Origin of the sequence: Aliiruegeria lutimaris, from assembly GCF_900099935.1 — a bacterium.
Classification (GTDB): Bacteria; Pseudomonadota; Alphaproteobacteria; order Rhodobacterales; family Rhodobacteraceae; genus Tropicimonas; species Tropicimonas lutimaris.
Genome location: NZ_FNEK01000041.1, coordinates 17,303 through 42,036, shown reverse-complemented (window position 1 = coordinate 42,036; position 24,734 = coordinate 17,303). Strand labels below are relative to the sequence as shown.

At 63.5% G+C, this 24,734-nt stretch carries 17 protein-coding genes and 2 pseudogenes; 5 read left to right on the top strand and 14 right to left on the bottom strand.

Translation table 11 applies throughout. From position 1 onward, the window contains the following. Positions 1 to 174, top strand: a pseudogene (locus tag BLR85_RS28560) (IS630-like element ISSpo6 family transposase); the annotation flags it as partial. A 75-nt stretch (positions 175 to 249) separates the two neighbouring features. Continuing rightward, positions 250 to 2,175 (top strand): annotated as a pseudogene (locus BLR85_RS29920) (DUF3604 domain-containing protein). 104 nt (positions 2,176 to 2,279) lie between these two features. Here the strand turns inward: BLR85_RS29920 and BLR85_RS17705 are convergent. The 13 genes from BLR85_RS17705 to phnC all read right to left on the bottom strand — a co-directional run bounded on the left by BLR85_RS17705 (position 2,280) and on the right by phnC (position 20,605). Then, a complete protein-coding gene (locus BLR85_RS17705; protein WP_093159561.1) occupies positions 2,280 to 2,582 on the bottom strand; it encodes an FtsB family cell division protein in 303 nt (100 codons plus the stop codon). Between the two features lie 181 nt (positions 2,583 to 2,763). Beyond that, positions 2,764 to 4,395: an alpha-D-glucose phosphate-specific phosphoglucomutase gene (locus BLR85_RS17700; RefSeq protein WP_093159556.1), complete on the bottom strand. Its 1,632-nt coding sequence runs from the start codon at positions 4,393 to 4,395 to the stop codon at positions 2,764 to 2,766. A 3-nt stretch (positions 4,396 to 4,398) separates the two neighbouring features. Beyond that, positions 4,399 to 6,342, bottom strand: coding sequence for a 4-alpha-glucanotransferase (malQ, locus tag BLR85_RS17695; RefSeq protein WP_093159551.1), 1,944 nt, complete (start codon positions 6,340 to 6,342; stop codon positions 4,399 to 4,401). Beyond that, on the bottom strand, positions 6,339 to 8,432 hold the full coding sequence (gene glgX / locus BLR85_RS17690; protein ID WP_093159546.1) for a glycogen debranching protein GlgX: 2,094 nt from the start codon (positions 8,430 to 8,432) through the stop codon (positions 6,339 to 6,341). The genes malQ and glgX overlap by 4 nt, the downstream gene beginning before the upstream one ends. Further along, a complete protein-coding gene (gene glgA, locus BLR85_RS17685; protein WP_093159542.1) occupies positions 8,429 to 9,865 on the bottom strand; it encodes a glycogen synthase GlgA in 1,437 nt (478 codons plus the stop codon). Before glgA ends, glgX begins: the two co-directional genes overlap by 4 nt. Continuing rightward, positions 9,862 to 11,130: a glucose-1-phosphate adenylyltransferase gene (gene glgC, locus BLR85_RS17680; RefSeq protein WP_093159538.1), complete on the bottom strand. Its 1,269-nt coding sequence runs from the start codon at positions 11,128 to 11,130 to the stop codon at positions 9,862 to 9,864. The genes glgA and glgC overlap by 4 nt, the downstream gene beginning before the upstream one ends. A gap of 32 nt (positions 11,131 to 11,162) precedes the next feature. Beyond that, entirely contained in the window at positions 11,163 to 13,379 is a 2,217-nt protein-coding gene (glgB, locus tag BLR85_RS17675; protein ID WP_093159533.1) for a 1,4-alpha-glucan branching protein GlgB, read from the bottom strand. Between the two features lie 44 nt (positions 13,380 to 13,423). Beyond that, positions 13,424 to 15,817, bottom strand: a complete 2,394-nt coding sequence (locus BLR85_RS17670; protein ID WP_093159528.1) for a glycogen/starch/alpha-glucan phosphorylase — start codon at positions 15,815 to 15,817, stop codon at positions 13,424 to 13,426. 253 nt (positions 15,818 to 16,070) lie between these two features. Continuing rightward, complete coding sequence (locus tag BLR85_RS17665; RefSeq protein ID WP_244520769.1) at positions 16,071 to 16,643, bottom strand: LbetaH domain-containing protein; 573 nt, start codon at positions 16,641 to 16,643, stop codon at positions 16,071 to 16,073. A 119-nt stretch (positions 16,644 to 16,762) separates the two neighbouring features. Continuing rightward, positions 16,763 to 17,806 (bottom strand): phosphonate ABC transporter, permease protein PhnE, encoded by a 1,044-nt coding sequence (gene phnE, locus BLR85_RS17660; RefSeq protein WP_244520770.1) that lies wholly within the window; start codon positions 17,804 to 17,806, stop codon positions 16,763 to 16,765. Further along, the gene (locus BLR85_RS29915) at positions 17,791 to 18,567 is read right to left on the bottom strand and encodes a PhnE/PtxC family ABC transporter permease (protein ID WP_244520768.1); all 777 of its coding nucleotides are present in this window, start codon (positions 18,565 to 18,567) and stop codon (positions 17,791 to 17,793) included. The genes phnE and BLR85_RS29915 overlap by 16 nt, the downstream gene beginning before the upstream one ends. 225 nt (positions 18,568 to 18,792) lie before the next feature. Further along, complete coding sequence (phnD, locus tag BLR85_RS17655) at positions 18,793 to 19,689, bottom strand: phosphonate ABC transporter substrate-binding protein (RefSeq protein ID WP_342028794.1); 897 nt, start codon at positions 19,687 to 19,689, stop codon at positions 18,793 to 18,795. Between the two features lie 79 nt (positions 19,690 to 19,768). Continuing rightward, the gene (gene phnC, locus BLR85_RS17650) at positions 19,769 to 20,605 is read right to left on the bottom strand and encodes a phosphonate ABC transporter ATP-binding protein (protein WP_093159518.1); all 837 of its coding nucleotides are present in this window, start codon (positions 20,603 to 20,605) and stop codon (positions 19,769 to 19,771) included. 310 nt (positions 20,606 to 20,915) lie between these two features. Here phnC and BLR85_RS17645 point away from each other — a divergent pair, with 310 nt between their 5' ends. Next, positions 20,916 to 21,809, top strand: a complete 894-nt coding sequence (locus BLR85_RS17645) for an aldo/keto reductase (protein WP_093159513.1) — start codon at positions 20,916 to 20,918, stop codon at positions 21,807 to 21,809. Positions 21,810 to 21,835: 26 nt separating this feature from the next. Further along, positions 21,836 to 22,336 (top strand): flavin reductase family protein, encoded by a 501-nt coding sequence (locus BLR85_RS17640; protein ID WP_170844615.1) that lies wholly within the window; start codon positions 21,836 to 21,838, stop codon positions 22,334 to 22,336. Positions 22,337 to 22,390: 54 nt separating this feature from the next. Here BLR85_RS17640 and BLR85_RS17635 read toward each other — a convergent pair whose 3' ends face one another. Then, positions 22,391 to 22,834 (bottom strand): YtoQ family protein, encoded by a 444-nt coding sequence (locus tag BLR85_RS17635; protein WP_093159503.1) that lies wholly within the window; start codon positions 22,832 to 22,834, stop codon positions 22,391 to 22,393. A 293-nt stretch (positions 22,835 to 23,127) separates the two neighbouring features. On the opposite strand from BLR85_RS17635, the gene BLR85_RS17630 reads away from it, so the two are divergent. Next, entirely contained in the window at positions 23,128 to 24,669 is a 1,542-nt protein-coding gene (locus BLR85_RS17630) for an acetolactate synthase large subunit (RefSeq protein ID WP_093159499.1), read from the top strand. The last annotated feature ends 65 nt before the right edge of the window (positions 24,670 to 24,734 follow it).

The following is a 24,734-nucleotide window of genomic DNA, read 5'->3' as shown; positions in this document are numbered from 1 at the left end:
AGCCCCGACCTCAACCCCATCGAAATGGCGTTCTCGAAGCTCAAGGCTCACCTCCGCAGGATCGGCGCTCGCACCTTCACCGAATTGTTCGGCGCCATCGCCCAGGTCTGCGATCTCTATTCTCCGCAAGAATGCTGGAGCTACTTCAAGGCTGCCGGATATGTCTCAGGTTAATGGCGGGGTGCTTTAAATTGGTCGAATTCGTCTCCCGTGTTATGGTTACGACGTGAACCTGGGAGGGAGTCTGATATGCGTTGCTTGTTCGTCACGACATCGGTGCTGTGTCTATTGGCAGGGGGGGCGATGGCTTTCGAGCCGTCGCCGGATGCTTCGAGCCTCAACAAGGCCTTTCCGGGAAAATCCTATTCGCCCTATGCCGACAGAGGGTTTCCCAGCATGCCGCTCTGGGGAGACACCCATCTGCATACCTCGACCTCCTTCGATGCCGGGGCTTTCGGCAACCGGCTTGACGCCCACGCGGCCTATCGGTTCGCCAAGGGCGAGCAGGTAACGGCCACGACGGGCATGAATGTGCGGCTGTCGCGGCCGCTCGACTGGCTGGTGGTGGCAGATCATTCCGACAATATGGGCCTGTTCGACCTGATCTATGCCCAGGACGGTTCGATCATGTCCGACAGCGAAGGTCGCCGGATCGCAACGATGGTTGCCAATGGCGGCGAAGAGGGTGTCGCCGCGGCGCTCGAGTTGATCGACGCCTATTCGCGTGGCGAGAAGATCTCGCCGGCCCTGGCGGTCGAGGCCGGCAGCAAGACCTTCCGCTCGGTTTGGCAACGCCAGATCGCGGCGGCCGAGGCTGCCAATGACCCGGGGCGGTTCACGGCCTTCATCGGCTATGAATGGACCTCCCTGATCCAAGGCGGAAACATGCACCGCGTGGTGATGTACCGCGATGGAGGCGAGAAGGCTGCCATGGTTGACCCCTTCACCACCGAAGCACCGATAGGTTCGATCAATCCACGCGACTTGTGGAAGTGGATGGCCAATTACGAGGATCTGACCCGCGGCGACGTGCTGGCGCTGGCCCATAACGGCAATCTCTCGAATGGCATCATGTTCCCTATCGACGCGCAGTTCGACGGGGCCGAGCTTGATGCCGAATATGTCGAGACCCGCGCCAAATGGGAGCCGGCCTACGAGGCGACCCAGATCAAGGGCGATGGCGAGGCCCATCCCTTCCTTTCGCCGAACGACGAGTTCGCCGATTACGAGACTTGAGACAAGGGGAACCTGAACCTCTCCGAGCTTAAGGAAGACAGCATGCTCGCCGGTGAGTATGCCCGCGAGGCGCTCAAGCGTGGCCTTCAACTGGAGGCGCGCCTCGGCACCAACCCCTATAAGTTCGGCATGATCGGCTCGACGGACAGCCACACCAGCCTGGCCACTGCGCAAGAGGACAATTTCTTCGGTAAGCATTCGGGCACCGAGCCCGGCCCGGAGCGTCCGGGCCATATCGTCGGCCAGTTCGGCGACGTGGCGATCCTTGGGTGGGAACAGGCGGCATCGGGGCTGGCGGCCGTCTGGGCGGCGGAGAACACGCGCGAGGCGATCTTCGACGCGTTCGAGCGCAAGGAGGTTTATGCCACGACCGGCTCGCGCATCGGCGTGCGCTTCTTCGGCGGCTGGGACTACACGGTCGAGGACCTGACCTCCCGCATGCCTGCCTTTGCAGGCTACGAAAGGGGGGTGCCGATGGGGGGCAACCTGCCCACCGCGCCCGAAGGAGCAAATGCGCCAACCTTCATGGTCTTTGCGCTCAAGGATCCGATCGGAGGGAATTTCGACCGCATCCAGATCGTCAAGGGCTGGATGAACGCCGATGGCGAGACCGAGGAAAAGGTGTTCGACGTGGTCTGGGCAGGCGACCGGGCCCCGGATGCGGAGGGCAAGCTGCCGCCCATCGGCTCGACCGTCGAAGTGGAGCGGGCCACCTGGACCAACACGATCGGCGCGGCGGAACTGGGTACGGTCTGGACCGATCCGGAATTTGATCCGACGCAACCGTCCTTCTACTACGCGCGGGTGATCGAGATCCCGACGCCGCGCTGGACCGCCTATGACGCCTTCCGCTTTGGCGCAGAGGTGCCCGATGAGAGCCCAATGACCACCCAGGAGCGGGCCTACACTTCGCCGATCTGGTACACGCCGCAAATGTAACGCGGCCTGGTGCTGCGCCGATTGCAGCTCCGCAAAAGGATATGGCCGTCGGCGTGCCGGCGGCCATTTGCGTTTTGCTCGGGGGGCGGCAAGGGCTGGGCGCTCTAGCGGATGACGATTTCGTCGACGCGGATCAGGCCCAGCACGTTGCGCGCACGCTCATCGAGAAGGTCCAGGTCGAGGTAATCTTCCGAGAGACGATGGGTCTTGTTCTGCATTTCGGCCACAACCATTTCGAGCTGGGCCTTTTCGGCCTCCAGCGCCCGCGTTTCCGCCTCGATTTCGATGCGGCGAAACAGGCCGAAATCCCCCTGGACGGCGGCGAAGGTGAAATACATCGCCAGCGACAGGCTGATCGTCAGGAATAGCGCAGATTTCACCGCGGGGCGCGATGTGGTGTTGCTCATAGGCCTGCCTCTTGGTCGCCTCTTGGCGGGCGACGTCGAGGCTGATTCTGTCACAGGCCAATGGATTTGTGAATCCACGAAATGCGCTCCGGGGGGCTCGGCGAATCGGAAGTGAGTCGCCTCGGCAACACCCTGCTCATGAGGCGGGCCGCCTGCCAAGGTGATCGGACCGTTGCCGATTTCAGGTGCGCACATCCGGCCCGTCGCGCCCCGTGCGCTCGGCAATCCCGGCAATTGCGTCCGCCGCGGCGATGATCTCGGCCAGCGCTTCCTGCGGATCCCGGTGCATCGCCGCCAGGTCCTCGCAGACATCCTCGAGATAGACCCTCAGCGTCGCACCCACGGTGCCGGTGCCGGAGAGGCGGAAGACCGCGCGCCCGCCGCCCTCGAAGCCGATGCGGATACCCTGATTTGCCGAATGCGAGCCATCGACCGGGTCGTCATAGGCGAACTCGTCGGCACTCGCGACCACCTTGCCGGCGAATTCCTTGCCCGGAAGTGTGTCGAACTGTGCCCGCATCGCGTCCATAAGCCCCTCTGCGGCGGCCACGTCCACGCCCTCGTAGTCGTGGCGAGAATAGTAGTTGCGGCCGAACTCGGCCCAGTGATCGTCCAGCATCTGCTGTACCGACTTGCCGTTGACGGCGAGGATGTTGAGCCAGAGCAGCACCGCCCAGAGCCCGTCCTTCTCGCGCACGTGGTCCGACCCGGTACCGGCGCTCTCTTCACCACAGAGCGTGGCGCGGCCCGCGTCCAGCAAGTTGCCGAAGAACTTCCAGCCCGTCGGCGTCTCGTAGCAATCCAGGCCCCGCTTCGCGGCAACCCGGTCCACCGCGCCAGAGGTCGGCATCGAACGTGCAACGCCCGCCAGCCCATTGGAATAGCCCGGCGCCAGATGGGCATTCGCGGCGAGAACCGCGAGCGAGTCCGAGGGTGTCACGTAAGCGCCGCGCCCGACAATCATGTTGCGGTCGCCGTCGCCGTCGGAAGCGGCGCCGAAATCGGGTGCGTCCTCGGCGAACATCGCGTCCATCAGCTCCTTGGCCCAGATCGGGTTCGGATCGGGGTGCCCGCCGCCGAAATCGGGGGAAGGGGTGCCGTTTACCACCGTGCCGCGCGGCGCGCCGAGACGGCCTTCGAGGATCTCGGTCGCATAGGGCCCGGTCACGGCATGCATCGCGTCGAAGCGGATGCGGAAGCCGTTATCTATGAGCCGCGCAATCGCATCGAAATCGAACAGCTCTTCCATCAGTTCGGCGTAATCGGCCACCGGGTCCACCACCTCGATCGCCATGTCCCCGAGCGCGGTTTCGCCAATAGTCGCGAGGTCCACGTCCCCAGCCACCATGATGTCATAGGAGGTGATCTCCTTCGTGGCGGCATAGATCCTGTCCGTCACTTCCTCCGGGGCGGGGCCGCCATTGGGAGTGTTGAACTTGACGCCGAAATCCTCCTTCGGCCCGCCCGGGTTATGAGAGGCCGACATGATGATGCCGCCATCGGTCTCGCGAATACGGATCATGTGGGAGGCCGCCGGCGTCGACAGGATGGCATCCTGCCCGACGATCACCTTGGCGCACCCTTGCGCAGCCGCCATGCGCAGGATCACCTGCGCGGCGCGGTCGTTGAAATAGCGGCCATCCCCGCCCAGAACCAGCGTCTTGCCCTCGACCCCGCCGATCCCGTTGAAGATCGACTGGATGAAGTTCTCGAGGAAATGCGGCTCCATGTAGACATTGGTTTTCTTGCGCAGGCCCGAAGTTCCGGGCTTTTGTCCCTCGATCGGCTGTGTCTGAACGGTAATGCGTTCCATGGCTCACTCCTGTCGGCCGGACTCTTTCATGATCTTCGCGGCGGCCAGAACGGCGGGGTGGCCGTCCAGCGCCTTCACGCCAACCGGCAGCCGGCGCCGCCAATTGGGATGCGTATCGACGGTACCGGGCAGGTTGGCCTGCTCCAGCACCCCCAGAATATCTTCGAGCTGAAGCGCCACCAACCGACTCTTCACCGAGCCAAGGAACCGGTGCAACGCATCCGGCCCGTCGCCATTGGTGCCGGCAAGCTTGTCGAATCCCGCGACCTCGCTGCGGCGCCATTCCAGCCCGTTCGAATACCCTTCTTCGTCAAGATAGCCGAGATCGTGGCGCACTTCGATATCCAACCCCGCGCGCCAGCCCGCCCAGGTCGGCACGTCGTGGCTGCCGAAACTGGCCAGCGCGGCCTCGGTATAATCCTCGGGCTTGCGGAACTCGGCATGCTCGGGCTGCTCGAACATGCACAGCCGGCAGCCGAGCAGGCCGGAGCGGCTCATCGCCTCCTGCAACCCGTCGGGCACATTGCCGAGATCCTCGCCGATCACCGTGGCGCCCGCGCGCGCGGCCTCGATGCGGACCACGGCCAGCATCGCCTCGCGCGGCATCACGACGTAGGTGCCCGGCGCGTCCGCGTCCGTCGGCACCCAATAGGCGCGCTCGAAGCCCAGAACATGGTCGATCCGCAAGAGCTTGGCAAAGCGCATCTGCCGGCGCAGCGTCTCGGCCAGCGGACGGAAATGCATTGCGGCCAGCGCATGCGGATTGAAGGGTGCCAGCGCCCAGCACTGCCCGTCGGGCGAGAACGCATCGGGCGGTGCCCCGAGCGAGACACCGGGCGCAAAGAGCGACCCGTCGGACCACGTCTCGGCCCCGTGCGGGTGGGTGCCGACGGCCAGGTCCAGATAGAGGCCGAAATGCATTCCCTCTGCGTCTGCCGCGTCTGAAACGGCCTGCAATTGCTGCTCCGCCGTCCATTGCAGCCAGCAGTGGAACCGGATCTCGCGCGGATGGGCCTCGCGAAAGGCGCGTGCGGCAGGCGAATGGGCGTCCTGCAGGGGCTCGTCCCAATGGCACCAATAGGGGCCGTGCAGGTCCGAGAGCGCCTGGTGGGTGGCGAAACGTTCCAGCGAGCCGCCTTCCGCCGCGATCCAGCGATCGAAACGGGCATCGCCGCCAGCCGTCTCGAACCGCGCGAAAGCGGCCTCCAGCGCCGCGCGATGCGCCGGCAGGATCTTCGCGTAGTCGATCAGCGTGCCACCTTGGGTCGGGCGGTCGTCGCCAAGCGCGATATGCATGGTCGAGAGCCGGCGCCGGTGGGCGGGCGAATAGGGGCTGAAGGCGTTCTCGTCACTGGGAAAACTCGCGTGAACCGGGTTCAGCCCGACGAAGCTTGCGCCGGCGCGGCCAAGTGCGGTGACAGCCTCGGCCAGATCCGAGTAATCGCCGAGCCCGCCCTCTTGCTCGCTGCGCAAGCCATAGAGCGGCAGGGTCACGCCCCAGTCGCGTTCCGGCAGCGGGATCGCGGCTGGGGCGACCAGCAGTGTCGTCTCCTCGCCATCCACAGAGAGCACATGGATGCCGACGGGAAGCGGCGGCACGACGATCTCGCTTCCTGCCGGCAGGACCGGGTCCGGCCCGGTGGGCAGGGCCTTCGCACTGCCATCCTCGTGCAGCAGGCGGATCGCCTCCGCCGGCTGCGCCAGCGTGTGGCGCGTCTCGCAATCGGGCTCGACGATCAGCCAGCGGGGCAGGGCGCGACGCGCGGCCTCTGCCTTCAGATCGGCCAGTGTCGCCTCGATGGCCTCGTCCGATGACACGTCGAACCCCATCGCCGAGAGCAGGGCAATATCCGTCGCGGCGCCTGTGGCGCGGCGATTGCCCTTCTGGTCCCAGTAGTCGTCATAGATCCCGGCCATATGCGCCAGTTCGCGCAGGGGTCCAATCATGCGACTTGTTCCAGTACGAAAATGGCGACGGATTGAGCTTTCACGGTGACCTCTGTCTTTCGAACCGTAATCTGGGCGCGGCCCGGCTCGGCGGTGTCAATGGACCATGCCCATCGCGACCCCTTGGGCGGATCGGGCAGGTGTACCTTGGCATCGCCGCCGGCATTGAAGACGGCAAAGATGGCATTTTCAGTGGCGGCGTAGATCGGCGTGCCGGAGGCCGTGCGCATCTCGACGCAGACCATCTTCAGCCCCGGATCGACCCAGTCAGGCGTCAGCATCGGCGTGCCATCGGCGCGCCACCAGAACAGGTCCTCGCGCCCGTCGATGCGGCGCTCGCGCGAGTGCAGGAACACCTTCTGCCGCAGGATCGGGTGCTCGCGGCGGAACCGGATCATCTCGGCCGTGAACGCCATCATGTCCATGTCGGCGTTTTCCCAGTCGATCCAGCTGGTCTCGTTATCCTGCGCATAGGCGTTGTTGTTGCCGTTCTGCGAGTTGCCCAACTCGTCGCCGGCCAGCAGCATCGGCGTACCTTGCGAGAGCATGAGGGTGGCAATCATCGCACGCTTGCGGCGGTTGCGGGCCTCGACGATCTTGGGGTCGTCCGTCGGGCCTTCCCAGCCGAAATTGTCGGAGTAATTCTCCGAATGGCCGTCGCGGTTGTCCTCGCCATTGGCAAGGTTGTGCTTGCCGTTATAGCTGACCACGTCCTGCAGCGTGAAGCCGTCATGCGCGGTAACCAGGTTCACGCTTGCCGTGGCGGGGCGGCCGGAATGGTCGAACTCGGCCGCCGAGCCGGTCAGGCGGCCGGCAATATCCGGGGCCCGGCCGGCATCGCCGCGCCAGAAGCGGCGCACGCCGTCCCGGAACCGGTCGTTCCACTCATGAAAGGGCGCGGGAAAGCCGCCGAGCCGGTAGCCGCCTGGACCGACATCCCAGGGCTCCGCGATGAGCTTGACCTGCGTCAGCACCGGGTCCTGCCGGATCGCATCGAAGAAGCTCGCGCCCGGATCGAAGCCGTAATCGGTGCGTCCCAGCGTCGAGCACAAATCGAACCGGAAGCCGTCCACATGCATCACCTGCACCCAGTAGCGCAAGCTGTCCATCACCATGCGCAGCACCATCGGGTGGTCGAGGTTCAGCGTGTTCCCGGTGCCGGTATCGTTGATGTAATAGCGCTTGTCCTGGATCAGGCGGTAATAGGAGCGGTTGTCTAGGCCGCGGAAGCTGAGCGTCGGCCCGAGCTCGTTGCCCTCGCAGGTGTGGTTGTAGACCACGTCGAGAATGACCTCGATCCCGGCATGGTGCAGCCGCGCAACCATCTGCTGAAACTCGGAAATCTTGCCTTCCGACAGGTAGCGCGGTTGGGGTGCGAAAAAGCCGAGCGTCTGGTAGCCCCAGTAATTCTCGAGGTTCTTTTCATGCAGGAACCGGTCGGTGAGGAAGGATTGCACCGGCAGAAGCTCGATCGCGGTGATGCCGAGCTTGTTGAAATAGTCCAGCATCGCATCGGTTGCCAGCCCGAGAAAACATCCCTCCGGCGCGACCTTGGGGTGCAACTGGGTGAGGCCCTTCACATGCGCCTCGTAGATGATCGTGTCCTGGATCGGTGTGCGCGGGTGGTTGTCATAGCCCCACGAAAAGGCCGTATCCTCGACCACGCAGCGCGGCATGTAGGAGGCGCTGTCGCGGGTATCGAAGCTGAGATCGCGCGCGTTGGAACCGACCTGGTAGCCCATCAGGGCGTCATGCCAGACCGGCTTGCCCGTCAGCCGCTTGGCGTAAGGGTCCAGCAGCAGCTTGTTGGGGTTGAAACGGTGGCCTTCGTCGGGACGGTAGGGGCCATGCGCGCGCAGCCCGTAATACTGACCCGGGCGCAGGCCCGAGACATAGCCGTACCAAACGTCGCCATCGCGTTCGAGCAGCCGGAGGCGTTGGGTCTCCGTCTTGCCATCCGCGGAGAAGAGGCAGACCTCCATCGCGGTCGCATGTTGAGAGAAGACGGCGAAATTCACGCCGTCACCATCGAAGGTCGCGCCGAGCGGTGCCGGGCGGCCGGCCGAAATCACGAATTCCGGGTGTCTCACGGGTTCCTCGACGCTTCCTTGAACAGCGCCGCATATTCGGCTGCCGATACATCCCAGCCGACCGGGTGCTTCATCCCGTTACGCTGAATTTGCTGGAACAGCTTTGGCTGCGCCCACAGATCGCAAAGCTCGTCGAGAGCCGCGGCCAGCGCATCGGCATTGCCCGGGGCGTGCTGAAGGCCCGTAGCGACCTTGGCCATGCGCGTCGCCACGGTCAGGGGAATGACCGTATCGGCCAGCCCGCCCGTCTGGGCGACAACGGGAACCGTGCCATAACGCAGCCCGTAGAGCTGGGTCAGTCCGCAGGGCTCGAACCGCGAGGGCACAAGGATCGCGTCGCCACCGGCAATGATGCGGTGGCTGAGCGGTTCGTCATAGCCGATGCGCACCGCGACCTGGCCGGGATATGCCGCGGCGGCTTCAAGGAATTTCCCTTCGAACCACGGGTTTCCGGAGCCGAGCAGGCAGAGGTGTCCGCCGCGCTCGATCAGGCGGGGCAGGGCATGCAGCAGCACGTCCATCCCCTTCTGGTCGGTGAGCCGCGAGACCACGACGCAGATCGGGCCACCCTCGGGATTGAGCCCCATTTCCTCGCAGAGCACCGCGCGCGCCTTGGCCTTGCCGCGCAGCACCTTGTAGGTCTCGATATGCGGATCCGTCGCCGGGTCCCAGTAATCGGTGTCGATGCCGTTGAGAATGCCGGTGAAATCCGCGCCCTTGTATTTCAGGGTGCCGTCGAACCCCATGCCGAACTCGGGTGTCTTCAACTCCTCGGCATAGGTGGGCGAGACGGTGTTGACCTTGTCGGCATAGGCAATCCCGGCCTTCAGCGCAGAGATGCGACCGTAGAACTCGAAACCGCCGGCATTGTAGCCTTCCATCGGCAGGCGCAGGCTGTGGATCATGTCCGCACCGGCCGAGCCGGTGAAGGCGATATTGTGGATCGTCATGACCGAGCCGACGGCATGGGATGCGCCGGTCCGCTGCATGTAGACGGGCGTGAAGCCGCCTTGCCAGTCATGCGCATGCACGACATCGGGCTGCCAGCCATGCAGATGGCCTTCGCTGGCCAGCCTTGCCCCGATCCAGCACAGCGCCGCGAAACGCTCCGAATTGTCCCACCAGTCATAGCCGTCGGGCGCGGCATAGGGGCCGCCGCCGCGATAGAACAGATGGGCGGCATCGAGCACGTAAAGCTCCAGATCGCCCACCGTGCCGAAGAGAACCTGCGCGGGACCCCCGAAGAGGTTCCCATCCGTCATTACCTGCCGTCCCTCGCCAAGCGCCTCCAGGATCTTCGGGTAGCCCGGAACGAGCGTGCGCATGTCCACCCCTTCAGCCTTGATGGCCAGGGGCAGGGCGCCGGCCACGTCGGCCAGGCCTCCCGTCTTGATCAGGGGAGCGATTTCCGAGGTAACGGAGAGGACTTTCATGAGAGCGCGGCTTCCCTTCTGTCGAGCATGTCCTGCGTGATCAGCGTGACCCCCTTCTCGGAGACGCGGAACCACTTGGCGTCTTCCTCCGGATCCTCGCCGACGACGAGCCCTTCGGGAATGGTCACACCACGGTCGATCACTGTCTTGATCAAACGGGCGTGCCGATTCACGGTCACATATGGCAAGACAACGGAATGGTCGAGCACCGCAAATGAGTTCGTCTTCACCATCGTGCCCAGCAGCGAATTGCGGATCTCGGTACCCGAAATGATGCAGCCGCCGGAAACCATCGAGGAGATGGCCATACCGCGACGCTTTTCTTCGTCATGGATGAATTTCGCGGGCGGCACGGATTCCGAATAGGTCCAGATCGGCCAGTCATGGTCCCACAGGTCCAGCTCGGGGGTGAAATCCGTCAGGTCGATATTGGCCTTCCAGAAGGCGTCCACCGTCCCCACGTCGCGCCAGTAGGCCTGCGCGGAGGGATCGGACTTGACGCAGCTATCGGAGAACCGGTGGGCGACGGCCTTGCCGTTCTTCACGATATGCGGGATCAGGTCATTGCCGAAATCATGGCTGGAATCGACATTCGCAGCGTCTTCCAGCAGCAATTCGCGCAGGAATTTCCAGTTGAAGACATAGATCCCCATCGAGGCGAGCGCCATGTTCGGATCGTCCGGAGTGCCCGGCGGATTGGCGGGCTTTTCCATGAATTCGATGATCCGGGAAGAGGCGTCGACATCCATTACTCCAAAAGCGGAGGCTTCTTCGCGCGGCACGGTCAGGCAGCCGATGGTCACATCTGCGCCCGTATCGACATGCTGCTGGAGCATCATCTCGTAATCCATCTTGTAGATGTGATCACCCGCCAGAACGACAATATATTCAATGTTGTAGCTATCGACGATGTCGATGTTCTGATGCACGGCGTCGGCCGTGCCGACATACCAGTTCTCGCCGCCCATCCGTTGCGAGGCAGGCAGGACGTCGAGATATTCGTTCCGTTCGGCGCGGAAGAAGCCCCAGCCGCGCTGGCAGTGGCGAATGAGCGAATGCGCCTTGTACTGGGTGGCGATTGCCATCTTCCGGATACCGGAATTCAGCGCGTTGGACAGTGCGAAGTCGATGATCCTTACCTTGCCGCCGAAATAGACCGCCGGCTTGGCCCGGCTATCGGTCAATTCCTTCAGGCGGCTTCCTCGGCCGCCGGCAAGAACGAAGGCCATCGCCCTCGAAGACAGTCTTGTGTGAGAGTTCGGCATGGGGGTGGTCCTCCTCCTTCTTGGTCCTGTCGTCAGTCCAGTTCGCGCACAAGGATGACGGTAGAGAGTGGCGGCAGGGTTACGGGCGCGGAATGGTCCTGCCCGTGCCAGGGTGTGTCCTCCGCCGTGACGCCGTTCATGTCGCCACGACCCTCCCCGCCATATTCCTTGGCATCGGTGTTGAGTGCCATGCGCCACTTGCCCTTTGCCGGCAGGCCGATGCGGTAGCCCATCCGTTCGATGGGGGTGAAGTTGCAGGCAACGACAACCTCCGGATCGTCCGGCCCGCCGCGACGGATCCAGGCAAAGACGGAGGCGTCCATGTCATTGGCTTCCAGCCACTCGAACCCGCCGGGCTCGCAATCCTTGACGTAGAGCGAGGGCGTTTCGCGGTAGAGGAAGTTGAGATCGCGCACCAGCGTCTGCACGCCCGCATGAGTGTAATACTCGGTCGCGGCCCAATCGAGCTGGTCGTTGTTGTTCCACTCTGCCCATTGGGCGATCTCGTTGCCCATGAACAGCAGCTTCTTGCCGGGATGGCCCCACATGAAGCCGTAATAGGCGCGCAGGTTGGCGAATTTCTCGCCCTCCAGCCCCGGCATCTTGTTGATCATGCTGCCCTTGCCATGAACGACCTCGTCATGGCTGATCGGCAGGATGAAATTCTCGCTGAAGGCATAGTGGATGCCAAAGGTCATCTGGTGGTGATGGTGGCGGCGATGGATCGGGTCACGCGCGATGTAGTCGAGCGTGTCGTTCATCCAGCCCATGTTCCACTTGAAGCCGAAGCCAAGCCCGCCGGCATCGACCGGTTTGGATACGCCGGGGAAGGAGGTGCTCTCCTCCGCCGCCGTCATGATGCCCGGCACTTCTCCATAGCAGATGGAGTTGGTGCGTTGCAGCAGCGAGATCGCTTCTAGGTTCTCGCGCCCGCCATCCTTGTTCGGGATCCACTGGCCGTCTTCGCGGCTGTAGTCGCGATAGAGCATCGAGGCCACGGCATCCACGCGCAGCCCGTCGACATGGTATTCCTCCAGCCAGTAGAGCGCGTTGGAGATCAGGAAATTGGCGACCTCTATGCGGCCGTAATTGTAGATCAGCGTGTTCCAGTCCTGGTGGAAGCCTTCCTTCGGATCGGCATGCTCATAGAGCGCCGTGCCGTCGAACTGGCCGAGGCCATGGACATCGGTCGGGAAGTGCCCCGGCACCCAGTCGAGCAGAATGCCAAGCCCCGCCTGGTGGGCGGCGTCGATCAGGTCGCGGAACTCATGCGGCGGCCCGAAGCGGACGGTCGGCGCGAACAGCCCGATCGGCTGGTAGCCCCAGGAGCCGTCAAAGGGGAACTCGCTCAAGGGCAGGAATTCGAGATGGGTGAAGCCCATCTCCTTGGCATAATCGACCAGTTCCACCGCCGCTTCCTTGTAGGAGAGCGGGCGGTTGCCCTCATCGGCCTTGCGCTTCCAGCTGCCCAGGTGCACCTCGTAGATCGAGATCGGCGCGTTATGCGCGTTCTTCTCGCTCCGGTGATGCATCCAGCCATCGTCGTCCCAGCCATAGCCGGTGATGTCGCGCACCACGCTCGCCGTTGCCGGCGGGTGCTCGGAGCCGAAACCGACCGGGTCCGCCTTGGCCGCCATCAACTGGCCCTGGGCGCCGATGATCTCGTATTTGTAGGGCGTGCCTTCACCGATCCCCGGCAGGAAGATCTCCCAGACACCGGTTGCCCCGCGCAACCGCATCGGGTTGCGTCGCCCGTCCCAGGAGTTGAAATCGCAGATTACCGACACGCGCTGTGCATTGGGTGCCCAGACCGCGAAATGCGTGCCCTTCACACCCTCATGTTCCTTCACATGGGCGCCGAGCACTTCCCAGATCCGCTGATGCGTTCCCTCGCCAAGCAGGTACTCGTCCATCTCGCCGATGACGGGGCCGAAGCGATAGGGATCCTCGTTCTCCCACATGTCGCCATCCGCGTTGGTCCCGCGCAGCCGGTAGGGCGCACGCGCGGGTACCATGCCGCAGAAGACGCCGGGAACCCCGTCGAAATGCCCAAGCGGGAATTCCTTGCCTTCCATCAGGACGGTCATGGAGACCGCCCCTGGGTCGAAGACCGCGACCCAGTGGGTCTCGTCCTCGGCTTCATGCAGGCCGAGGACGCCAAACGGGTCTCGGAGCGTGCCGGCTGCGATCTGCTGGGCCGTTTCCGGCGACAGCGGCATTTGCGGGTATTTGGCAGGGGTGTCGGTCATAATTGCAAGCTACTCCTATTCCCCTGTTCCGCAAGCGTGGACACTCACTCTGCGGCGAGATCGACCAGCGGCGCCGCTTCCACGTCCCAGACATCTCTCATGTAACCGCGAATGGTCCGGTCCGAGCTGAACCAGCCGGTGCGCGCGGTGTTGAGCGCGGCGACGCGAGCCCATTCCGCCTTGTCGGCGAAAGCGGCGTCCACGTCGCGTTGGGCGCGCCAGTAATCAGTGAAATCCGAGCAGACCATGAAATAGTCGTGATGCGTCAGGTTGTCGGTGATCATGTGGTAGCGGCCCGGCTCCTCGGGGCTGAAGCCACCGGAGCGGATCGTTTCGAGCGCGCGGGCGAGGCGCGGATCCGCGGCGATCGCCCTGGCGGCATGGCCGGCCTCGGCGCGGTGCGTCATCACTTCCTCGGCGGTCATGCCGAAGAGGAAGAAATTCTCGGCCCCGACCAGTTCGCGGATCTCCACGTTGGCGCCGTCCAGCGTGCCGATGGTCAGCGCGCCGTTGAGCGAGAACTTCATGTTGCCGGTGCCGGAGGCTTCCTTGCCGGCCGTCGAGATCTGCTCGGAAAGGTCCGCCGCCGGGATCAGCCGCTCGGCGAGGCTGACATTGTAGTTCGGCGGGAACACCACCTTCAGGAAGCGGCTGGTCAGCGGGTCGCTGTTCATCACCTTGGCCATGTCATTGGCAAGGTGAACCATCTCCTTGGCATAGATGTAGTTCGGGAAGGCCTTGCCGCCGAAGATCTTCACCCGCGGCGTCCAGCCCGCGTTCGGATTGTCGCGGATTTCCAGCCAGTAGGCGATGGTCTCCAGCAGGTTCATGTGCTGGCGCTTGTATTCGTGGATCCGCTTGACCTGGATGTCGAAGATCGAGTCCGGATCGACGCTGATTTCGAGCGTCTCGGCGATCCAGTTGGACAGGTCCACCTTGTTGGCGTGCTTGGCGGCGGTGAATTTCTCGATCCAGCCGGCATCCTCGGTGAAGGGCTCCAGCTTCTTGAGATCCTCGGCATGATCGACCCAGTTGTCACCGATGGAGTCGGTGATCAGCGAGGACAGGCGCGGGTTGCACGACAGCAACCAGCGGCGCGGCGTTACGCCATTGGTCTCGTTGACGATCTTCTCGGGGTGCAGCTCGTGCAGATCCTTGAAGACGGTGCTCTTCATCAGCTCGGTATGCAGCGCCGCCACGCCGTTGACCTTGTGCGCCATGATGAAACCGAGCGTGCCCATGTGAACCTTGCCATCGTGGTGGGCATTGAGGTCATGGGTGCCGGTCTCGCGACGGTGCAGGTCGTCGATGCGGTCGATCAGCTGCATGTGGCGCGGCAGCAGCCGGCCCATGCGCGCCTCGCCCCAGGTCTCCAGCGCCTCGGGCAGAAGCGTGTGGTTGGTATAGGAGATCGTGTTGCGGGCAATGCCCACGGCTTCCTCGAAGTCGATGCCACGCTCGTCGTGCAGGATGCGCACGAGCTCGGGGCCGGCAATGGCCGGGTGCGTATCGTTGATCTGGATCGCGGCTTTCTTGGGCAGCAGCCTCAGATCGTCATATTCGCTCTCGAAACGGCGCAAGATGTCGCGGATCGAGGCGGCTGTGTGGAAGAATTCCTGCTTGAGGCGCAGTTCCTTGCCCTGCTCGGTGTGGTCATCGGGATAGAGCACGCGGGAAAGCGTGCGCGCCATCGCCTCCGGCTCGGCCGCGGCAGTGTGATCGCCCCGGTTGAAGCGGGCGAGGTCGAAGCCGTGCATCGGGCGGGCTTCCCACAGACGCAGCGTGTTGCCCCAGCGGCCCTTCCAGCCGATGACCGGCGTGTCATGCGCCCTGGCGATGAGCACTTCGGAGGGGTACCAGTTGGCCCGGCTGCCGATTTCCTGCACATGGCCGCCAAAGCCGATATCGATGGAAACCTCGGGGCGGGCGAATTCCCAGGCATGCGCCTGGTTGAGCCAGTCCTCCGGCTCCTCGACCTGGCGGCCATCCTCGAAGCGCTGCCGGAAGAGGCCGTTCTCATAGCGGATGCCATAGCCCATCGCCGGCAGGCCCAGCGTCGCCTGGCTCTCCATGAAACAGGCGGCCAGACGGCCAAGGCCACCATTGCCGAGCGCCGCATCGGGCTCGTCCTCGATGATCTCTTCCCATTCGATGCCCAGATCCTTCAGCGCGTCGAGCACCGACTCCTCCAGGCGCATGTTGATGATCGCGTCCTTGAGCAGTCGACCGATGAGGAATTCCAGCGACAGGTAATAGACCCGCTTGCGCTTCTCGGCATAGGCCCGGCGGGTGGCTTCGAACCAGCGGTCCACGATCTTGTCCCGCACCGCATAGGACAGAGCCATGCGCCAATCATAGGTCTTGGCGGTCACGGCGTCCTTGCCCTGAGTGTAAACTAGGTGGTGAAGGATCGCTGCCTTCATTTCTGCGGAAGTCATTGTGGCTTACCTCGTCTCATCGCCGCGGGGAGGAGCGGCACCGAATTCGTTAAAAGAGGTTATTGACGCTCCGCAGCACTCACGCAAGCCCTGTCCGCGCATTCCATATTGCGACTGCATAGTTTTTGTGGCGGTCGCAAAAGCCATGAAAAAAAGGTCCTTCCCATCCAACATGCACCGCAGATCAACGGATTGGGATGCTGCATTGCAGAAATAGAATGGATTTAATTCTTGTTTCCGCAGGGAAGGCGGCTCAGTTGCCGGGCTCGTACCTGTCCAAGAAGGCTTCCGCCGGCATTTTCCGGAAATCCTGCAGGGCGGCCCGCAGGCGCGCGTGCTCCCAGTCCCACCAGCCAAGCGCGACCAGGCGTTCGGCAAAACCCTCGGGCTGGCGGCGCCGGATGGGGGCAGCGGGGATCCCGCCCACGATCGTGTAGGGCGCCACGTCCTTGGCGACCACCGCGCCCGAGGCTACGACGGCACCATGGCCGACAGTAATCTCCGGCTTGATCTGGGCATTATGTCCGATCCAGGTGTCATGCCCGATCGTCGCCCTGCGGGCGCGTCGCCTCTCGAACCATTCCGCGTCGGGTGGCGTGTCGTCCCAGTAATCGGCCGAGCGGTACAGAAAATGATGCAGGCTCGCCGTGCCCAACGGGTGATCCGTCGCGCCGATGCGCACGAAACTGGCGATATTGGCGAATTTGCCGACCGACGCGTTGGCGACATCGCAATAGCGGTCGCAATAGGAGTAATCCCCGATCCGGGCATGGACGAGCCGGCTGCCCCGGCCGATCTCGACGAAGAGACCGAATCCAGCATCCACGATCTCGCAATCGGGATGGATGAATGGCGCTTTTTTTGTCCAGTCGCGGCATCCGGTGCTCTCACCTTCCTCTTTCCACAAATATCCCCGCCGGAGGCATCTGCCGGCGTGCCGGCAGATTACAGCACCGGGTCTTCGCCACCCTTGATCACACGGGCACGGATCCAGCCCGAGAGCGTATCCATCGCGATCACCATCAGCAAAATCAGCACGATATACCAGGTGACCTGCTCCCAGTCCTGCTGGGTGTTGATCGCTTGGGTCAGAATCAAGCCGATACCGCCGCCAGTGATGGCGCCGATCACCGTGGCCGAGCGTGCGTTGGATTCAAAGAAATAGAGGACCTGGCTCAGCAGGACGGGCGCAACCTGCGGGATCACCCCGAAACGGTAGCGTTGCAGCGGCCGTGCGCCGGTGGAATGAATGCCCTCGATCTGTTTCTCGTCCACGTTTTCCAGCGTCTCGGAGAAGATCTTGCCGAAGCTGCCGCTATCGGTAACGAGAATGGCGAGCGCGCCGGTCATCGGACCGAGTCCGAAGGCGCGGGCGAGCACGATTGCCCATATCAGCGCATCGACGCCGCGCACGAAATCGAAGATCTGACGGAAGAAGAAGCGCAGGCTCATCAACGGGGTGAAGTTGCGCGCGGCAAGGAAGGCCACCGGCAGGGCCACCATTGCGGCGCCGAACGTGCCGAAGAAAGCCATGAGAATGGTCTCGAACATAGCCCAGGCCACGTCCTTGTGCCGCCAGAGCGTGTTGTTCCAGAAATCCTGCGCCGCGCCGGCAATATTGCCGCGGGTATCGTCGTTCTGCGGGCCAAAAAAGATCTCGAAGGCCGAGCGGCTGTAATAGGGGCTGTCCAGCGTGAAGAAGAACAACTCCCAGTCCTTGGCATAGCCGAACGTCTCGGCCTTATTGCGGGTTACGGCGAGGCGGCCAGCAGCGGTTGTGATGGAAACGCGGTTGCGGGAGGCATTCACCACATCCTCGGGGAGACCATCTGGTAACTCGGCCACGAAGGCGCCATCGACGCGGTTCACCCGGATCTCGCCATGGGCGGGGTGATCATAGATCACGACATCGGGCAGATAGGTCACGCTGTGGCCGTGGGGTAGGTCGATCTCGGTACGTTCGGGGCCAAGCGTCACCCAGTCCGGCATCGTCTCCGGTCCGTGGACATGGTTGCGCTTGCCTTCGATCGAGACAGCGATGTCGCCATTGCGATTGTCCCGGGTGACATGCGTCTTGTAGCGATAGGCATCGGAGACGAGCACGCGCGCGTTCTCAATGCTCGCCCGCTGCACGAGGCCCGGAACGTCGAAGGCATGGAAAACATAACCGAAGTGAGGCCCTCCACGGGCTTCAGGTCGGCATTCTCGTTGATCTCCGAGTAGAGCTTTCCGATGGCGCCGGCAGTGTGGATGGCGATGGCGATCATCGCGGGCACGGGGCCGAAGCCGAGGGTAAAGATGAGCACCAGCGCGACGACGATCTGGGGAAAGGCTCGCATCAGATCCATCAACCGGCGGAAGACGGGGATAAGACGTGGAAACCGTGCCAGGCCACGGGTGGAAAGCAGGGACAGGACGGTGCCGACGATCACGCCGAGAATGGTGGCGACGGCGGCGATGTTGAGGGTTTCCAGAAGCGCCGGGAAATAGGTCACCAGGTGGCCGGGAAGGTTGACGGATTTCTCGACTGCCTCGGCCACGACTTCGGAAGGAAAGTCGAAAATATCGCCGATGCCGTTCATGAAACCGCTGGCGTTGCGGTCTTCCGCGATCTTGAAGCCGGAAACGAAAAGCACAGCGAAGAGCGCCAGAATAAGCCCGGAATAGAGCCGCTTGCGGCGGGCCAACGCCATGTAGGCGCTGTGGATCTGGGCGATACGGTCCGGCGTGTTTGTGGCGGCGTCGGCCATGAATGCTGCTTTCGTTCAGTTCGTGCCGGGGAGGGGGCTCTGCCCCCGCGCTCTGCCGAGCGCTCCCCCGGAGTATTTTGACCAGGAAGAAATCCTGGGTGGCACAGGCTTTTCTTCCTGGTCGAAATACTCCCGCCCGAGGCACGATCGTCCCTTGGAAGATCGTTCTGCTAGGTGGGTGATGTCGAGCCCCGCGACATGCGGGGCCCGCGGTACCTGTTCGTCTCAGTTGGACTTCTGCTGACGGGTCGCGATGATCGAGAGATGGGCGCCATGGGTGATCGGTGCGAAGCCGGCGGTCTCGCCCGAGGCGATGTCGTAGGCACAGTCCTTGTCGGTCTCGATCATGTTCTGATAGATCGCGGTGACCTTTTCCTTCACGTCGGCAGGCAGGGCCTTGCGCAGCACAACCGGGCCTTCCGGGATCGGCTTGGAACGCCAGATCTCGACCAGGTCGTTCATGTCGACGAGGCCGGCATCCACCGCCTTGCGCAGCGCGCCGGAATTGTAGCCGTCTTCCCAGTCGCCCAGACCGTCGGCCCAGGTCACGCCGCCGTCGATGTCGCCGCTGGCAACCGCAACGATGGTCTGCTCGTGGCCGCCGGTGAACTTGACCTCGCCGAAATAGTCGCCCGATTCCATGGAGGCGCCGGTGAGTGCGGGGATCTCGACCGAGGGGATCAGGTAGCCCGAGGTGGAGTTGGGGTCGCCAAAGCCGAAGACCTTGCCCTTCATGTCATCGAGCGAGGTAATGGTGCCGTCCGCGCGGGCAAACCCGATCGAAAAATAGGAGAAGGAGCCGTCCATGTTGGTCTTGACCAACACGGGCTCGACGGCCTCGGGATCGGTCAAGTAGGTCTTGGCATAGCCGGAGGCGCCCAGCCAGGAGACGTCGATGGTGCCGCCGAGCAGACCCTGGATGGCGCCGTCATAGTCGGCGGGGGTGAAAGTCTTGGTCGGCACGCCAAGGGCATCCTCGATATAGGCGCGCAGGCACTCGTTATTGGCAACGCGGTCCTGGGCGTTCTCGCCGCCGAGGATGGCGATGCGGAATTCGTCGATCGTATCCGCGGCCAGGGCCGGGGCGGCCATGGCGGTGGTGGCCACGAGGGCAGCAGCCAGTTTTTTTCATCTTTGTTTCTCCCGTTGAGTGGACCCGTTCCCGATCACCGGCAACGGGCAGATGAAAGCTTTGGGTGGATCAGCCTGCCTCCGCTTCCGCTTCGCGGATGAGCTGTTCGGCGGCCTTGTAACGCGCGATGGCGCCGATCTCGGTCGAGGTGGCTTCCTCGGAGAAATCGGCCTTCGCGCCGTAGATGTCGCGGGCGACGCCCGTCGTGAGCTGCTCGGGCGTGCCGTCAAAGACGATGCGCCCGTCGCGCATACCGATCACCCGGTCGCAATAGCGGCGCGCGGTGTCGAGCGTATGCAGGTTGGCGATGACCATGCGCCCGTCCTTCTCGTGGATGCGGCGCGGCGCATCCATCACGATCTGGGCGTTCATAGGGTCCAGCGAGGCGATGGGCTCGTCGGCGAGGATGATCTCGGCGTCCTGCATCAGTGCCCGCGCGATGGCCACGCGCTGCTGCTGGCCGCCCGAGAGCGCCTCGGTGCGCTTGGCAGCCTGGTCGGCAATGCCGAGCCGGTCGAGAATGTCGACGGCGCGGTGAATGTCCTCGGTGGGATAGGTGTTGAACAGCGTCGAGAGCGTGGAGCGCTTGTTTAGCAACCCGTGCAGCACGTTGGAGCAGACATCCATGCGCGGCACCAGGTTGAATTGCTGGAAGATCATCGTGCAATCGGATTGCCAGGCGCGCCTGGCGCTGCCGTCGAGTTGCAGGATATCGCGTCCCTTGAACAGGATGCGGCCGGAACTGGCGTCTGTCAGCCGGTTCATCATCCGCAGGAAGGTCGACTTTCCCGCGCCGGAGCGGCCGATGATCCCGATCATCGCCGGTTTGGCGACCGTAAAGCTTGCGTTGTCGACTGCTGCTTTCCGGCCGAATTTCTTTGTTACCTGCCCGACGACGAGTGCCACGTATACCCCAAAGGTGTTCGTGTCCTCGCCTTGGGCAGCCTGAGCGATATATGCGTTAAGGATTTGCGAAGCTTGTGCGTCGCGGGTGAAACCGATTTGTGACGTGTGGCGTTTTGGTGGTGGAATTTTCAATTATGTTTAATTGGTTGCCTTCGCTTAAGGGGGCTCGTCCACAACTATTGGTGTCGCGCCTTCCCTTCCGGAATGCGGATGTGGAGCGTAGGGGGCAATGCCTCCATGCCGGGTCAAGCCGGTTGTGATCGGGGCCGGGCAAGGGTATCGGGCTATCAGTTGTGTGAAAGGACGTCTGATGGAACGGGTGGAACTCAGTGTCGGGCTGGAACTCAGCCGGATCGTCTATGGCCTGTGGCGGCTGGGAGATGACGAGGACACCTCGCCCGCCCGTGTTCAGAAAAAGATCGAGGCCTGTCTGGAGCAGGGGATCACCAGTTTCGACATCGCCGACATCTATGGCGGCTATACGACAGAAGCGATCCTAGGCAAGGCGCTGAAGGATGCGCCGGAGCTGCGGGCGCGGATGGAGATCGTGACCAAATGCGATATCATCGCGCCGATCGGCAAGTATTCCGGCCGCGCGGTGAAATATTACGACACCTCGCCGGCGCATATCTCCGCCTCGCTGGAGCGCTCGCTGCGCAAGTTGAAGACGGATCGGATCGACCTGTTCCTGCTGCACCGGCCAGATCCGCTGATGGACCCGGTCGAGACCGGGCGGGCGCTGGACGAGGCCGTGGCCTCGGGCAAGGTACGCGCGGTGGGTGTGTCCAATTTCAAGCCGCATGACTGGGAATTGCTGCAATCGGCGATGGAGAACCGGCTGGTCACCAACCAGATCGAGATCTCGCTGCTCACCCACCAGCCGATGACCAATGGCGAACTGGCCTTTCTGCAGCGCGAAGGCGTTGCGCCCATGGCATGGTCGCCGCTGGGCGGCGGCGCGTTGCTCTCCTCCGGGCATAACCGCATGAACGAGGCGCTGAAGCATTTTGCCGAACGCGACGGGGTGGAGGCCGGCGTGATCGCGGTGGCGTGGCTGCTGGCGCATCCGGCCTGTATCCTGCCGGTGATCGGCACCAACAAGCTGGAGCGCATCCGCGCGTTCGCGGACGCTTTCAAGGTCAACATGGACCGTGAGACATGGTACGCCCTCTACACGGCGGCGCTCGGACACGAGGTGCCCTGATGGAGAGCGCGCCGGAGAGGAAGAGAATGGAAAGCGAAAGCTTCACGCCCGGCCCGGGCCGCGAAAGGGCGCTGCGTACGGCGCTCGGCGCCTATGCCACCGGGGTGACGGTGGTAACTTGCGGTTCGGAGGAGGGGCCGCTGGGCTTTACCGTCAACAGCTTCACCTCCGTCTCGCTCGACCCGCCGCTGGTGCTGTGGTGCCCGGCGCTGCTCTCGCCGCGCCACGACGCCTTCGTGGCCGCGCGTGACTTCTCCATCCATGTGCTGGAGGCCGGCCAGCTCGAGATTTCCCAGCGTTTCGCCGATCGGGCCGATGATTTCTCCGGGATCGACTGGGCCGAGAGCGAGGCCGGCGTGCCGCATCTGGCCGGCTGCCTGACCCGGCTCGACTGCCGCCATTTCGCCTCTCACGGGGCAGGGGACCACACGATCGTTATCGGCCAGGTGGAGCGTGTCACACACAGGCCCGGAACGCCGCTGCTCTTTGCGCTGGGCGCCTACGGGCGGCTGGCGGGGACACGCTGAGACACCGCCGGGGCGAAACCGGGGAAACGGGCTGAGCGTGACCGGGGGCGACTATCAGGGTAGCGAGCCGTCCAGAACATATCGAAGAATTTGAACCACTTGCTCCGGTTCCTCGGCCACGGCCAGCGCCGCTGCGTCGACTTCCTTCAATGCGTGTTGATGGCTTTTCCCGTGAAGTATGATCAGAGACTTTCCCAGTGCCGCGGCATACCCCGCATCGAAGGCGGCGTTCCACTGTTTGTACTGGTCTCCGAAGCGCACCACGACGATATCCGCGTCCTCGATGCCCTTGCGGGTGCGAATGGCGTTCAGCTTCGCGCCCTTGTGGTCGTGCCAGAACTTGTCCGGCTCGGCGCCAAGTATCGCAACGCCGCAGTCATCGCTTGCCGCGTGATCGGTAACCGGGCTGTTGAACGCGACATCCAGCCCTTTCGAACCGTCGACAATTCGTTCTCTCCAGTCAGTATGAATCTCGCCTGACAGGTAAACCTTCAGCATCACGTCATTTCCCTTTGTTCGTTGCCTTCAGCGTCCCGAAAGACGTTACCAATGTCCAGCGATCATCGCAGAACAGGATTTTTCGCGGTGCCATTTGGCAATTTCCCGGCATGGTCTCATGTGCCGCCATGGTTTGAGCGCTCTCCGACAGGTTGCGGAACTCAAGACGAGCGCCCGTGAAAATGGAATGTCGTGAGCCGGCGCGGCGGATTTTCCAAGTGCACGCATCTTTTCGCTGTGCTTGACTGCGCGGCGGAAACGGCTGGCCCCAAGGCCGAAGATGAGGTGCAGGTATGAACGGCGCAGAATCCCTTGTGAAAACCTTTCTCGCGGGCGGGCTGGACGTCTGTTTTGCCAATCCCGGCACGTCCGAGATGCATTTCGTCGCCGCGCTCGATTCGCATCCCGAAATGCGCTGCATTCTCAGCCTGTTCGAGGGCGGAGTGACAGGCGCGGCCGATGGCTATTTCCGCATGAGCGGCAAGCCGGCGGCGACGCTGCTGCATCTCGCGCCCGGTTTCGGCAATGGCTATGCCAATGTGCACAACGCCCGAAAGGGGCATTCGGCCATGATCAATGTCGTGGGCGAACATGCAGATTACCACCTGAAATTCGACGCGCCGCTCAAGGGTGATATCGAGGGCGTTACCCGCTCCGTTTCCGACTGGGTCAAGCTGTCGATGGATGCGCTGGCCGTGGCGCAGGACGGGGCGGAGGCGATCCGCGCCGCGACTGCGCGCAACGGCCAGATCGCCACGCTGGTGCTGCCCGCGAATACCGCCTGGAGCGAGGCCGAGGGGCCGGTGGACCCGCTGCCGCCCGTCGCACTGCACCGTCCGCGCCCCGACCAGATCGCCGCCGCCGCCGCCGCGCTGACCGAGCCTGGGGCTGCGTTGTTTATCGGTGGCGCAGCGGCGTTCGGCCCGCTGGCAAGGCTGGCTGGCAAGATCGCCCGCAAGACCGGTTGCCGCCTGATGGCGGATTATTTCCTGCCGCGGATCGAGCGCGGCGAGGGCGCGGTCGATATCGAGTGCCTGCACTACCCGGTGCTGGAAAATGTCGAGATCCTGAAGGACGTCAAGCACCTGGTGCTGCTGGGCGCGGGCCAGCCAGTGGCCTTTTTTGCCTATCCCGACCGGCCCTCGACGCCGGAGCCCGCCGATTGCCGGATGGTCGACCTTTGCGGGCCGACGATGGACATTGCCTGGACGCTGCAGACATTGATCGTGGCAACAGGCGCGGAGCAGGCGGAACCCGCCTTGCTGTCGCTGGACGTGCCGGAGCTTCCCACGGGAGAGCTAACGTTGGCGAAGGTCGGGCAGGCGCTTGCTGCGTTGCTGCCCGAGGGGGCAATCATCGCCAACGAGGCGGTAACGGCGGGCGCCGATGTCATCCCGCCCACGCGCACTGCTCGCAACCACGACCTGCTCTACAATCCTGGCGGCGCGATCGGGGCGGCCCTGCCGCTGGCGGTCGGCGCGGCGGTGGCCTGTCCGGACCGCAAGGTCATCGCGCCCACGGGCGACGGCTCGGCGATGTACACGCTGCAGTCGCTCTGGACGATGGCACGCGAACAACTCGACATGACGGTGCTGATCTTCGCCAATCGCGGCTACCAGATCCTGCGCGCGGAGTTGGCCAATGTTGGCGTAAGCCATGTCGGGCGCAATGCCGAGCGCATGTTCAATGTCGAAGGGCCCGAGTTGGACTGGGTGGCGCTGTCGCAGGGGCATGGCGTGCCAGCGCGCCGGGTGCAGGACATGGAGAGCTTTGCCGACGCCTTCCGCGCGGCCATGGAGACGCCCGGTCCGAAGCTGATCGAGATCGTCTGCTGAGGACAGCGCCGCGACCGTTGCAAAAGTTAACCTCAATTTAATGAATTAGCCGGCAAGCTGTGTCC

What these genes read in the sequence shown, in the direction of transcription:
- BLR85_RS17705 (WP_093159561.1), bottom strand. Translation starts at nt 2,582, where the DNA reads ATGAGCAACACCACATCGCGCCCCGCGGTGAAATCTGCGCTATTCCTG.
- BLR85_RS17700 (WP_093159556.1), bottom strand. Translation starts at nt 4,395, where the DNA reads ATGGAACGCATTACCGTTCAGACACAGCCGATCGAGGGACAAAAGCCC.
- malQ (WP_093159551.1), bottom strand. Translation starts at nt 6,342, where the DNA reads ATGATTGGACCCCTGCGCGAACTGGCGCATATGGCCGGGATCTATGAC.
- glgA (WP_093159542.1), bottom strand. Translation starts at nt 9,865, where the DNA reads ATGAAAGTCCTCTCCGTTACCTCGGAAATCGCTCCCCTGATCAAGACG.
- glgC (WP_093159538.1), bottom strand. Translation starts at nt 11,130, where the DNA reads ATGCCGAACTCTCACACAAGACTGTCTTCGAGGGCGATGGCCTTCGTT.
- glgB (WP_093159533.1), bottom strand. Translation starts at nt 13,379, where the DNA reads ATGACCGACACCCCTGCCAAATACCCGCAAATGCCGCTGTCGCCGGAA.
- BLR85_RS17670 (WP_093159528.1), bottom strand. Translation starts at nt 15,817, where the DNA reads ATGACTTCCGCAGAAATGAAGGCAGCGATCCTTCACCACCTAGTTTAC.
- phnE (WP_244520770.1), bottom strand. Translation starts at nt 17,806, where the DNA reads ATGCCGGACTGGGTGACGCTTGGCCCCGAACGTACCGAGATCGACCTA.
- BLR85_RS29915 (WP_244520768.1), bottom strand. Translation starts at nt 18,567, where the DNA reads ATGGCCGACGCCGCCACAAACACGCCGGACCGTATCGCCCAGATCCAC.
- BLR85_RS17645 (WP_093159513.1), top strand. Translation starts at nt 20,916, where the DNA reads ATGGAACGGGTGGAACTCAGTGTCGGGCTGGAACTCAGCCGGATCGTC.
- BLR85_RS17640 (WP_170844615.1), top strand. Translation starts at nt 21,836, where the DNA reads ATGGAAAGCGAAAGCTTCACGCCCGGCCCGGGCCGCGAAAGGGCGCTG.
- BLR85_RS17635 (WP_093159503.1), bottom strand. Translation starts at nt 22,834, where the DNA reads ATGCTGAAGGTTTACCTGTCAGGCGAGATTCATACTGACTGGAGAGAA.
- BLR85_RS17630 (WP_093159499.1), top strand. Translation starts at nt 23,128, where the DNA reads ATGAACGGCGCAGAATCCCTTGTGAAAACCTTTCTCGCGGGCGGGCTG.